Here is a 13,080-nt window from a genome sequence, read left to right as displayed (position 1 = left end):
ACAAAACCCATTTTGAAACATTCAAAATGGGTTTTTATATTTTATTAACTGACTTGGAAACTTTACTTCACAAGCGCTAAATAATTTCGCTGTGGCCGCGCGACTTACATCATTCCTGGCATACCTCCGCCCATTGGTGGCATTCCGCCTCCAGCAGGAGCATCCTCTTTGATGTCTGTTAATGCACACTCGGTAGTAAGGATCATTCCTGATACAGAAGCTGCATTTTCTAAAGCAACACGAGTTACTTTCTTAGGATCGATAATTCCTGCTTTTAGCATATCTACATACGCTTCAGATTTTGCATCGTATCCAAAGTCGTCTTTACCTTCCAAAACTTTAGAAATCACTACAGAACCTTCACCTCCAGCATTTTCTACAATGGTTCTAAGAGGAGCTTCGATAGCACGGTTTACGATTTGTACACCAGTTACTTCGTCTGCGTTCTCAGTTTTTACCTTGTCTAATACTGCCTTAGCTCTTACTAGTGCAACACCACCTCCGGCAACGATTCCTTCTTCTACAGCAGCACGAGTAGCATGAAGTGCGTCATCTACACGGTCTTTCTTTTCTTTCATTTCTACTTCAGAAGCAGCACCAACATAAAGTACAGCAACACCTCCGGCTAACTTAGCCAAACGCTCTTGTAGTTTTTCTTTATCGTAGTCAGACGTAGTGGTCTCGATCTGAGCTTTGATTTGATTCACTCTATTCTTGATCAATTCTTCTTCTCCAGCACCGTTTACTACTGTAGTGTTATCTTTATCGATAGCTACTTTTTCTGCAGTTCCTAAGTGGTCGATAGTTGCATTTTCTAAAGTAAATCCTCTTTCTTCAGAAATTACGGTACCACCCGTTAAGATAGCAATATCTTCAAGCATTGCTTTACGTCTGTCTCCAAAACCAGGAGCTTTTACAGCAGCAATTTTTAACGCACCACGTAGCTTGTTTACTACTAGGGTTGCAAGAGCTTCTCCGTCTACATCTTCTGCGATAATCAATAAAGGTTTTCCGGTTTGAGCTACTGGCTCAAGGATCGGTAATAAATCCTTCATTGCAGAGATCTTCTTATCAAATAATAAGATGTATGGGCTTTCTAACTCGGTAGTCATCTTTTCGCTGTTGGTCACAAAGTAAGGAGAAAGGTATCCTCTATCAAATTGCATTCCTTCAACGATATCAACATGAGTTTCTGTTCCTTTAGCTTCTTCTACAGTGATCACTCCTTCTTTACCTACTTTTTCAAAAGCTTGAGCAATTAGGTCACCGATAGTTTCGTCGTTATTTGCAGAAATGGCAGCTACTTGTTTGATTTTATCTGAAGAATCACCAACTTCTTTAGTTTGCTTTTCCAAATCAGCAGTAATAGCTTCAACGGCTTTGTCGATACCACGTTTTAAATCCATTGGATTTGCACCCGCAGCAACATTTTTAAGTCCTTCTTTTACGATAGCTTGTGCTAAAACGGTTGCTGTTGTAGTTCCGTCACCGGCAAGATCATTAGTTTTTGAAGCTACTTCTTTTACCATTTGCGCTCCCATATTTTCAAGAGCATCTTCTAATTCTACTTCTTTGGCTACAGAAACACCATCTTTGGTTACTGTAGGCGCTCCAAAAGATTTGCTTATAATTACATTACGACCTTTTGGTCCTAAAGTAACTTTTACTGCATTGGCCAATGCATCTACACCACGTTTTATACCGTCACGTGCTTCGATATCAAATTTTATATCTTTTGCCATAATGATTTATGTATTTTGAAATTGTCTGTCCCAACGGTCAAAGGCCGGAACTTTTGATTTGTTGTTTTTAAAGAATTGTTGCGAATTAAACAATAGCTAGAATATCATCCTCACGCATGATTAGATAATCTTTACCATCTAATTTTAATTCTGTACCAGCATATTTTCCATAAAGTACGGTGTCTCCAACTTTTACAGTCATTTCGTGGTCTTTTTTACCATTACCAACAGCGGCAACTTTACCTTTCTGTTGTTTTTCCTGAGCAGAGTCAGGAATAAATAGTCCTGATGCAGTTTGAGTTTCTGCAGGAAGTGGCTCAACAACCACACGGTCTGAAAGAGGTTTGATATTTACTCCCATTTTATGATTCGTTTTTTTATTATTAATTGAAATCTTCGTTGCTTATTTCAGAAATTATGCCAGTGGTTGGATACTGACAAATTGAAACAAAAAATGCCGACTGTATGACAAGTCGACATTTTTGTAGTTGTTTTTATGATCATGTTACTCTTGATCGTCATTATCTGTTGCCGGAGTGACAGGAGTTTCTACTTGTACATCATCTGTATTTACTTTTGACTCCTGAGCAGTACCGGTGCTCATCAAATCGATATTTGATAGTAAGATCAATACCAATAATAGCGTGGCCAAGGTCCAGGTACTTTTATCCAAAAAGTCTGAAGTCTTTTTTACACCACCTAATTGCTGAGTTCCACCACCTCCGAAAGAAGATGATAAACCTCCTCCTTTAGGGTTTTGTACCATAATTACTACAACTAGTAAAAAAGATACAATAACGATTAGTATTAAAAAGATTGAAAACGTTGTCATTATATTGTTATTTATTTTCTTGTAATTTCTTGATTGCTCGAATTTGGTCTGCAAAGAAACCACTTTTTTCGGGATTTTTCAAAATTAATATGTTATAAGCTTGAATTGCTTTTTTATAGTTTTTTTGAGCCAGGTATACTCGGGCCAAAGTTTCTGTCATTAACTCATCTGTAGGGGTCTGATTTTCCTTTGCCAGATTACGGGTCGGACTATTTTTTGCAGCTGGTTGTATTTTGGGGTTGCTGGCAATGAACTCGTCGATAAGATCAAACTTTTCTTTCTGTTTTAGCGAATTATCTGATTTTTTTTCTTGCTCTTCAGTAGGTAACTTCTCTTCCTGATCCTCTTCTAATCTTTCTATCGGTTGTACCGAGGTAAGTTTTAACCATTCTGCAAACGAATGTGTTTCTTTTCTATTAAAATCAAGCGGCTTATCGATTTGTAGTTCGTCTTCTTTGGTGTCGCTTGCTATTTCTTTCGAGTCCTGTTTTTCTTCCTCCTCCGTAATATGAATCTGTTGTAAGAGACTTTCTTCTTTTCTAGTCGAAAAAAGCGCAGGATCAAGCACGTCTTCTGCTTCTTCGATATCCATTTTAATGGCGTCATCCATCGCCATTCTAGGAAGTGTCTTTACCTCCTCATGGTCCACAACCTCAATATCAGATTTGCTCTTTTTTGCTGTAGCGGTTTCTTCTTTTTTCTCTTGAAAAACGTGAGAAGTAATAAAATCAAAAAGTACCGTACGATCTGTAGTGTAGGCTGCGGTAGTTTTTAATTCCTGATTATAGGTAAAACTACCTTGTGCTTTCAGTGTTTTTAATAACAAAGGTCTTACTGCTTGAAAATAAGGGAACTCTCTAGAGATTTTTTCTAAATTCGAGATCTGTCCTTTGTTCAATTCTTCGGGATGTTGAAGCAAATATGTAAGCTCTTTGGTGTTCAATAGATACTTGTGTAATTTGATAGATTACCACCTTGCTAAGGTAGCGTTAAACATATCTTGCGTGATTCTTTCGTAAATGATTTGTAAGGCTTCATCTCTAACTGCGTTTTCGGATTGCGATGCCGGATAATCAAAAAAGAATGAAAAGCGTTGTTCCAAATCCTGAGTAGAATCTTTGGTGTCATAAAATCGCATATTCACCGCGATGGTCAATCGGTTTTGTGCTGCTGTGATATTCGAAGTAGCTGTGTTTGGAGCTACATAATCCTGTACAATTTCTCCTTCGTAAATAATATCTCCTCCCGAGGTCACTAAATCCAAATTAGTTTGGTTAAGAATCAGATCCTGTAACTGATTGGTAAATCGTTGATCGGCCCCGGGGAAAATCCTAGACGATTGATTCTGAAAGAAGTTGACCTGAAACGTTTTGGTGTTTGGAGAGATGTTGGTGCCGGTAAATGAGTAAACCCCGCACCCCTGGCACAATGTGATTGCCAGTATAGCAATGATAATGTATTTTACTTTGCTCATTAATTGTAAATTATGAGTTATTTTGTTTAAACCCCTGTATCATTTACAGGTTATATTGTTTGATTTTTCTATACAGCGTTCGCTCGCTAATCCCTAATTCTTCTGCAGCGGCTTTTCGTTTCCCTCGGTGGCGCTCTAATGATTTTTTTATCAATTCCAATTCTTTATCCTGAAGCGATAAAGTTTCTTCTTCTTCAATTTCTTCGGCAAAGTGATATTTGTCCTCTTCCTTTATAATAGGGGCTGTTGGCGAAGAAATCTGCAACACTTCTGCGGCAGGAGTAACCGGTTCTTCAAAATGAACGTTCTTTTCTTCCTCGTCTTCGCGATAAATTTTTCGAATCAAACCTTCGTTGTCTTTTTGTACCTGTTGGGTGTTGCCACTCCTCATCAGTTCCATAGTCAACTTTTTAAGGTCATTAAGATCTCCTTTCATATCAAAAAGAACCTTGTACAAAATTTCTCGCTCGTTGCTAAAATCGCTTTCCTTTTTGTCAGAAGAAATCACAGCAGGCAAGTTGCTTCCAATATTGGGTAAATAACTGTGTAAAGCTACTGCAGAGATCGTTCTGTTTTGTTCAAGGACTGAAATTTGCTCTGCAATGTTGCGTAATTGCCTGATGTTTCCGCTCCAATGATATTTTTCTAGCATGGCTACCGCATCGTCTGCAAGCCTAATGGTTGGCATTTTGTATTTGGTGGCAAAGTCTGAAGCAAATTTTCTGAACAGAAGATGGATGTCATCTTTTCTCTCTCGTAAAGGAGGTAGAAGAATTTCTACCGTACTTAAACGATAGTACAGATCCTCTCTGAATTTTCCTTTTTTGATGGCTTCAAACATATTTACATTGGTCGCTGCCACAATACGAACATCGGTCTTTTGTACTTTTGAAGACCCTACTTTGATAAACTCTCCGTTTTCGAGTACTCTTAAAAGTCTAACTTGCGTGGTTAATGGTAATTCACCGACTTCGTCCAAGAAAATGGTTCCTCCACTGGCTACTTCAAAATATCCATTTCTGGTTTGCGTTGCCCCGGTAAAAGCACCTTTTTCGTGACCAAACAATTCACTGTCGATGGTTCCTTCTGGAATCGCACCGCAGTTTACAGCAATATATTTGCCATGTTTGCGATGTGATAATGAATGTATGATTTTTGGAATACTTTCTTTACCCACTCCACTTTCTCCAGTTACCAGAACCGAAATATCGGTAGGAGCCACCTGAATGGCTTTTTCTACCGCACGATTTAGTTTAGGGTCGTTACCTATAATTCCAAATCTTTGTTTTATGGCTTGAACAGATTCCATTCGGTTTATATTACTTGGTTTTAAGTTGTTTTATTTAGTTGTTGTCAGAGTACCCAACAGCCTCGCCCAAGAGGGTGGCACTCGTGCATTCATTAATTTTGACCATTACAAAATCTCCTATTTTGTAATCTCCTTTTGGGAATACAGCTACCGTATTTTGTGTGGTTCTACCACTCCAATGTGCATCCGATTTTTTTGAGGCTTTCTCGATCAAAACTTCTACGGTTTGTCCTACAAAACTTTGATGCCTGTATGCACTGTGTTTGCGTTGTGCCTCAATAATCTCTGCCAAACGTCTCTTCTTTACCGGCTCAGGAATATCATCTTCCATTTTACGAGCAGCCAGTGTTCCAGGTCGTTCAGAATAAGCAAACATGAAACCATAATCGTATTTCACATATTCCATAAGAGATAAGGTATCTTTATGGTCTTCTTCTGTTTCCGTTGGGAACCCGGTAATGATATCTTGCGAGATCGCACAGTCGGGAATGATACGTTTGATATTATCGATAAGATCAAAATATTCCTGTCGGGTATGTAATCTATTCATTTCCTTCAGGATCCGATCACTACCACTTTGTATAGGAAGGTGGATATATTTGCATATGTTTTTGTGTTTTGCCATTACTTCAATTACATCCAGTGTCATGTCTTGCGGATTAGAAGTGGTAAAACGCAATCTTAGTTTAGGATGTTTTTCGGCAACCATATCCAATAACTTTGCAAAATTTACGGCAGTTGCTTTTTGAAAATCACTGGCTTTTTCAAAATCTTTCTTCAATCCTCCACCGTACCACAGGTAGCTATCTACGTTTTGTCCCAATAAGGTAATTTCCTTAAAATTTTGAGTTGCCAATTCGTTAATTTCTTCCATGATACTTTGTGGATCACGACTACGTTCTCTTCCTCTCGTAAACGGAACTACACAGAAGGTACACATGTTATCACATCCTCTTGTGATCGAGACAAAGGCAGAAACTCCATTACTTTGCAATCTCACTGGAGAAATATCTCCATAGGTTTCTTCTTTAGAAAGGATGACATTTACGGCATTACGACCTGCGTCGACTTCTTCGATAAGATTAGGTAGATCTTTATATGCGTCCGGACCCACTACGAGATCCACAATTTTTTCTTCTTCAAGAAACTTACTTTTAAGACGCTCTGCCATACAACCAAGAACTCCTACTTTCATTCCTGGATTGATTTTTTTTACGGCATTATATTTTTCTAGACGTTTTCTTACAGTTTGTTCTGCCTTTTCGCGAATAGAGCAAGTGTTTACCAATACTAGATCAGCATCTTCCAGATTTTGTGTGGTATTAAATCCTTCTTTCGCCAAAATAGAAGCTACTATTTCGCTATCGCTAAAATTCATTTGACAACCATAGCTTTCGATAAAAAGCTTTCGTTGGTTTTCCTTCTTCTGGTCTAGAACAAGAGGTTGTCCTTGTTTATTTTCATCTATAATCTTCTCCATACAAATATTCCTTAACGAATTGAGGCAAATAATGTGCAAAGATACTTTTTAATACGATTTATGACAAAGTGGCAGGGTTTTATTTTTAAAAAATATATATTTGAGAAGTCCAACCAAAAATAAACACTATGCAAGCCAATAAACTTTTCGAAAAAATAGAAAATAGCAAATCCCCAGATTTTGGAGATATATTTAATAAGAGTATCGAGTTATTCAAAAAAGTCTGGCTGCAAGGATTCATTCATTTGCTGATTTCTACGGTTATCGTTCTGCCTTTAATTTTTGTGATGTACATTCCTATCATTGCATTAGCGGGATTGGCAGGATACGAAGGTGGTTATTCAGAGTATGGAGATCCTGGATATGGTCAGGAAGAGCTATCTATTGGGATAATGATTTTGTTTATTATTCTAGTATTAGTAGTGTCTATTATTGCATCAGCTTTTCAGTTAGGGATCACCGCTCACTTCTATAAGGTTTGTAAACAAGCTGATTTGGGTGAACTGGAAAGCTCAAAATATTTCATGTTTTTTAAGGGGAAGTATTTGATCAAAATATTTACACTAGCCATTGCTTCATTCGGAATCGCTTTGTTGGCTACTTTATTATGTTATCTTCCTCTTTTTTATGTGATTGTGCCTTTGCAATTACTAGGAGTAGTATTTGCATTTAATCCGGATATCAGTACTTCAGATTTGGTCAAAGCCAGTTTTAAATTAGGAAATAAAGTTTGGTTGATTGCATTTGGGCTTATTATCATTTCGTCAATTTTGGCTCAATTTGTTGGTTTTCTCTTGTGTTTCGTAGGAGTGTTTTTTACAGCTTCCTTTGTCTATATGCCTGTGTATTATTTGTATAAAGATACGATCGGTTTTGATGATGATGAGAATGAACAAGAGAATACATTGTTTGTAAAATAAAAGCGATCGGCTGTTATTTTTACAGCTTATTTTTAAACTAATTTTTTGATAAACAATCTTGATATCATTTTTTTGATATACTTTTGTGGTCTGAAATTAAAGGATTATGGCTAAGAATTTAGTGATTGTAGAGTCGCCTGCCAAGGCCAAAACTATAGAAAAATTTCTCGGAAAAGATTATACTGTCGAATCTAGTTTTGGGCATATTGCGGATTTGCCTGCCAAAGAATTAGGGGTCGATGTAGATGGAGATTTTACTCCGAAATATATAGTGTCTAAAGACAAGAAAGATGTCGTAAAGAAACTAAAAGATCTATCCAAGAAAGCTGAAATGGTTTGGCTAGCAAGTGATGAGGACCGAGAAGGAGAGGCGATTGCATGGCACCTTGCAGAAACACTAAAATTAGACAAAGCAAAAACGCGTAGAATTGTATTTCATGAGATTACCAAAAATGCAATTTTAAAAGCTATAGAAAATCCTAGAACCATCGATTATAATCTGGTAAATGCCCAACAGGCAAGACGTGTTCTGGACCGATTGGTGGGATACGAATTGTCTCCAGTATTATGGCGCAAGGTAAAAGGTGGATTGTCTGCAGGTAGAGTGCAATCAGTATCTGTACGATTAATCGTTGAGCGCGAAAGAGAAATCACTAGTTTTAATCCAGAGGCATCCTACAGAATTGATGCAGAATTTTCTAACGAAAGTGGAAAATCGTTTAAAGCTAAACTTCCTAAGAATTTTAAAACTAAAGAAGAAGCAGAAGCGTTTCTTCAAAAAAATATAGGAGCTGCTTTCAAGGTTGGTGAGTTGACGAAAAAACCAGCCAAAAAATCACCAGCTCCCCCTTTTACTACTTCTACATTACAGCAGGAAGCTTCTCGTAAATTATATTTTTCGGTAAGTAGAACCATGACTATGGCGCAGCGATTGTATGAGGCCGGTTTAATCACTTACATGAGAACAGATAGTGTCAATCTTTCTGTAGAGGCGCAAAACGGAGCTAAAGCTGAGATCGTTTCAGCCTATGGAGAAGAGTATAGCAAACCAAGACAATATAAAGGAAAAGCCAAAGGGGCTCAAGAAGCTCACGAAGCGATTCGTCCTACGGATTTTTCGAGACATACGGTAAATGTAGATTATGATCAACAACGATTATATGAGTTGATCTGGAAACGTGCAATTGCTTCGCAAATGAGCGATGCTCAATTGGAAAGGACTAATGTGAGAATCGAGGCAAATACGCATAATGAACATTTTACGGCTAACGGGGAGATGATCAAGTTTGAAGGTTTCCTGAAAGTGTATTTGGAAGGTAATGATGATGAAGATGAAGAGCAAAAAGGAATTTTGCCTCAGATGAAAGTAAACGAGACCTTATATAATGCATATATCTCAGCGACTGAAAGATTTACGCGTCCGCCAAGTCGATATACTGAAGCTTCTCTCGTAAAAAAATTAGAAGAGCTTGGGATTGGAAGACCTTCTACTTACGCACCAACGATTTCTACTATTCAAAATAGGAATTATGTAGAGAAAGGAGCTAAAGAAGGAGAGTTAAGACCGTATGTGCAACTCATGTTGTCTGGAGACACTGTAAAAGAAAATAAGTTGTCTGAAAAAGTAGGAAGTGATAAAGGGAAATTGATCCCTACCGATGTAGGAGTTGTGGTAAATGACTTTTTGGTAAATCATTTCTCTGCGATTCTGGATTATAACTTTACCGCAAAGGTAGAGCAGGATTTTGATGAGATTGCCGAAGGTCAGGAAGACTGGACCCATGTGATGAAAGAGTTTTATGAAGAATTTCATCCAAGAGTAGAAGATGTTGCGCAAAATGCAGAAAGAGAAGTAGGGGAGCGCATCCTTGGTGAGGATCCGGCTTCAGGGAAGGTGGTGAGTGTACGATTAGGAAAATTTGGTCCTATGGTACAAATCGGAACTGCCGATGATGAAGATAAACCAAAATTTGCAAGTTTACCCCCGGGGCAGACGTTGAGTAGCATTACTTTTGAAGAAGCGATGGATTTGTTCCAATTGCCAAAAGAGTTAGGTGATTATAAAGGAGAAACTATTGTTGTGAATAATGGTAGGTTTGGACCTTATGTTCGTTTTGGAGATAAGTTTGTTTCCTTGCCTAAAGGAGAGGATCCACTGGAGGTAAATCTGGATAGAGCTATCGTACTTATCGATGAGAAAGAAAAAGCAGATGCTCCTATATATACATATGAAAATCTACCAGTTCAAAAAGGGAAAGGAAGATTTGGTCCGTTCCTGAAATGGAACAATATGTTTATCAATGTGAGTAAAAAGTATGATTTCGATAATCTTACTGATGAAGAAATTGTACACCTTATCGAAGAAAAGAAACAAAAGGAGATCGATAAGGTGATTCATAATTGGGAAGAAGAAGGTATTCGTGTAGAAAAAGCAAGATGGGGAAGAAGTAATATCATCCAAGGGAAAATCAAAATTGAATTGCCTAAGACTGTGGATGCTACCAAATTGACCTTGGATAAAGTAAAAGATCTTATCGAGAAGAATGCTCCCAAGAAAAAGACAACAAAAAAGAAAACAACTGCCAAAAAGAAAACGACTACCAAAAAGAAATAAATAATGTCTTTCGAATTTCTTGCTCCTGTTAGTGATTTAGTTGCTGCGCATACCAAGTTGCTCTCCGAACATGCTTTAGGAAAAAAAATAAAAATTCATACTGTCGATCAAGGAGTACCCGATCTCAAAAAGGTGGATATAGCCTTATTGGGTGTAAGAGAAAATCGTAATGACATTGATTTTTTAGGGGAGAAGTTAAATTTTGATACTGTCCGTAAATCCTTTTACGAATTATACCCAGGAAATTGGAGCGCCAATATTGTGGATCTGGGGGATGTGACTCCAGGAAACGAAGTGAGTGATACATATTATTTGGTTCAGGAGGTATTATCTGCATTATTACAAAAAAACATCATTCCTATTATTATAGGAGGAAGCCAGGATTTGGTATATGCACAATATCGTTCTTTTGATATTTTAGAGCGTATGGTAAATCTGGTTAATGTAGATAGTAGATTTGATCTAGGGAATTCTTCGCAACCGATTTCAAACAAATCTTTTGTAGGTAAAATTATAGTAGAGCAACCCTATAATCTTTTTAATTATAGTAACATAGGATATCAAACTTATTTTAATCCTCAAGAAGAAATCGACTTGATCGAAAAGTTATATTTTGATGCATATCGATTGGGTGAAGTAATTTCAGATATTACTATTGTAGAACCTATTATGAGGGATGCTGATATCGTAGCGTTAGATTTAGGAGTTTTAAATTCGACAAGTCTACAGGGAAGTATTGCGTCTCCAAATGGTTTTGATGGAAGGGAGATATGCGCTATAGCACGTTATGCGGGGATCAGTGATAAAGTAAAAAGTTTTGGAATTTATGAATTCAAGAACTTTAAGAACGAAGAAACGGCTGCTCTATTGATTGCCCAAATGATATGGTATTTTGTAGAAGGGGTGAATTACAGATCCAACGAATTAGATGTGAAAAATTTGAAGAGTACATTACATTATAATGTGCCCATAGAAGATGAAATTTTATCATTTTATAAAAGTGCAAAAACCGGAAGATGGTGGATAGAAATACCATTTATTTCATCTGGTAATAATAAATTGGAAAGACATACGTTATTACCTTGCACATACAACGATTATGAGCGTGCTTGTAATCAAGAAATACCTGAAAGATGGTATAAGGCAAAACGAAAAAACGAAGTTTAACATTTTTATTAGGCAGATTTAAGGTTTTTTTTAGAAAAAAATTGTTTTTCTGAAAATAAATAAATAGGTTTACGTCCTTAAATCTAGAAGATCTTAACCTAAAACACGTTATGAAGAAATTTGTATCACTCTTTGCTATTGTAGCAATGCTCTATAGTTGTGGTCGAGGAAACCGAGGAGAACTGGTTGGAGCGCAAGGGAAAAAATGGCACCCAGAAAAGCCTTACGGAATGGCCCTAATTCCAGGAGGTTCTTTCATTATGGGTAAGTCAGATGATGACAAAGCGGCGTTAGCAAACGCACCAACAAAGATGGTTACCGTTCGTTCCTTCTACATGGACGAGACCGAAATTACCAATAGTGAGTATCGTCAATTTGTGAACTGGGTTCGAGATTCTATTATCCGAACACGATTGGCAATTATGGCCGATGATCTTGGTAAAGTACCAGAAGATGAAGGTATCGGAGAATTTGCGTTTTTAGATGCAGATACTACCGATATGACTCCGTATGAAAAATACATGTACGAAAACTACAGTGGTATTGGAGAAACTGGTTATGAAGGAAGAAAACTAAACAAAGACGTAGATATTGTTTGGGATATCGAGGATTATCCGGATGAGTTTTACGCTGAGGTTATGGATACTATGTACATTCCTTTAGAAGAGTCTTATAACGGAAGACGTACACTAGATGTAAGTAAGTACGAATTTAGATTTACCTGGATGGATATCGAAGCTGCGGCAAGAGCTAGAAAAGGTGGAAGAAAAGATTTCGTAAAGGAAGAAGTGATCAAAGTATATCCTGATACTACAGTTTGGATCAAGGATTTTACGTATTCATATAATGAGCCTATGCACAACGATTATTTTTGGCATAGTGCTTATGATGATTATCCAGTAGTAGGTGTTTCTTGGGAACAAGCAAAAGCCTTCTGTAGATGGAGAACTATTGAGAAAAATACATTTCAAAAGAGAAAAGGTAAGGAGTTTGTAAACTATTTCAGACTTCCTACTGAAGCAGAATGGGAATATGCGGCTCGCGGAGGTTTAGAGTCTGCAACTTACCCTTGGGGTGGTCCTTATGCTTTAAATGACAGAGGTTGTTTCCTTGCTAATTTCAAGCCTCTTAGAGGAAATTATGCAGCCGACAACTTTTTATATACTGTAGAAGCCAAAACGTTTGACCCAAACGATTACAACCTGTATAATATGGCAGGAAATGTTTCTGAGTGGGTGCAGTCTTCTTATGATCCTTCTGCATATGAGTTTGTTTCGTCTATGAACCCGAATGTTAATGACTCCGAGAATAAACGTAAAGTTGTTCGTGGTGGTTCATGGAAAGATGTCGCTTACTTCCTACAGGTAAGTACCAGAGATTACGAATATGCGGATTCAGCTAGAAGTTATATTGGATTCAGAACTGTTCAGGACTACATGGGTACTGACGCTACTGGAGAAGATAACACTGTGAATCAGAAATAGTCCCAAAATTTTCTATCAACTTAATTACTAACCCTTTTTTTAAAATTTAGATTTAAAA

The 13,080-nt window shown here is 37.4% G+C and carries 11 protein-coding genes; 4 read left to right on the top strand and 7 right to left on the bottom strand.

The annotated features are described in order from the left end of the window. Window positions 1-104: 104 nt before the first annotated feature. The 7 genes from groL to miaB form a co-directional block, all read right to left on the bottom strand. A complete protein-coding gene (gene groL, locus ACXAGJ_RS20855; protein WP_073319444.1) occupies window positions 105-1,742 on the bottom strand; it encodes a chaperonin GroEL in 1,638 nt (545 codons plus the stop codon). A gap of 85 nt (window positions 1,743-1,827) precedes the next feature. Further along, window positions 1,828-2,103, bottom strand: coding sequence for a co-chaperone GroES (locus tag ACXAGJ_RS20850; protein WP_073319441.1), 276 nt, complete (start codon window positions 2,101-2,103; stop codon window positions 1,828-1,830). Window positions 2,104-2,247: 144 nt separating this feature from the next. Continuing rightward, window positions 2,248-2,574 (bottom strand): preprotein translocase subunit SecG, encoded by a 327-nt coding sequence (gene secG / locus ACXAGJ_RS20845; RefSeq protein WP_474842593.1) that lies wholly within the window; start codon window positions 2,572-2,574, stop codon window positions 2,248-2,250. A 7-nt stretch (window positions 2,575-2,581) separates the two neighbouring features. Further along, the gene (locus tag ACXAGJ_RS20840) at window positions 2,582-3,517 is read right to left on the bottom strand and encodes a hypothetical protein (RefSeq protein WP_474842591.1); all 936 of its coding nucleotides are present in this window, start codon (window positions 3,515-3,517) and stop codon (window positions 2,582-2,584) included. Between the two features lie 24 nt (window positions 3,518-3,541). Beyond that, entirely contained in the window at window positions 3,542-4,048 is a 507-nt protein-coding gene (locus tag ACXAGJ_RS20835; protein WP_474842589.1) for an LptE family protein, read from the bottom strand. Between the two features lie 43 nt (window positions 4,049-4,091). Beyond that, window positions 4,092-5,357, bottom strand: coding sequence for a sigma-54 interaction domain-containing protein (locus ACXAGJ_RS20830; protein ID WP_474842587.1), 1,266 nt, complete (start codon window positions 5,355-5,357; stop codon window positions 4,092-4,094). Window positions 5,358-5,391: 34 nt separating this feature from the next. After that, window positions 5,392-6,837: a tRNA (N6-isopentenyl adenosine(37)-C2)-methylthiotransferase MiaB gene (gene miaB, locus ACXAGJ_RS20825; RefSeq protein ID WP_474842585.1), complete on the bottom strand. Its 1,446-nt coding sequence runs from the start codon at window positions 6,835-6,837 to the stop codon at window positions 5,392-5,394. Window positions 6,838-6,965: 128 nt separating this feature from the next. Between miaB and ACXAGJ_RS20820 the strand changes: the two genes are divergently transcribed. The 4 genes from ACXAGJ_RS20820 (at window position 6,966) to porK (ending at window position 13,022) form a co-directional block, all read left to right on the top strand. After that, a complete protein-coding gene (locus ACXAGJ_RS20820; protein ID WP_474842583.1) occupies window positions 6,966-7,757 on the top strand; it encodes a hypothetical protein in 792 nt (263 codons plus the stop codon). 106 nt (window positions 7,758-7,863) lie between these two features. Beyond that, window positions 7,864-10,371 carry a type I DNA topoisomerase gene (gene topA, locus ACXAGJ_RS20815; protein WP_474842581.1) on the top strand — a complete coding sequence of 836 codons (2,508 nt, stop codon included), beginning with the start codon at window positions 7,864-7,866 and terminating at the stop codon, window positions 10,369-10,371. A 3-nt stretch (window positions 10,372-10,374) separates the two neighbouring features. Further along, the gene (locus tag ACXAGJ_RS20810) at window positions 10,375-11,538 is read left to right on the top strand and encodes a formimidoylglutamase (RefSeq protein ID WP_474842579.1); all 1,164 of its coding nucleotides are present in this window, start codon (window positions 10,375-10,377) and stop codon (window positions 11,536-11,538) included. Window positions 11,539-11,648: 110 nt separating this feature from the next. Beyond that, window positions 11,649-13,022: a T9SS ring complex lipoprotein PorK/GldK gene (gene porK, locus ACXAGJ_RS20805; RefSeq protein WP_474842577.1), complete on the top strand. Its 1,374-nt coding sequence runs from the start codon at window positions 11,649-11,651 to the stop codon at window positions 13,020-13,022. Window positions 13,023-13,080: the final 58 nt, after the last annotated feature.

This window comes from Aquimarina sp. AWH4_224 (assembly GCF_056160245.1).
This window is presented reverse-complemented; position numbering and strand designations above follow the sequence as displayed.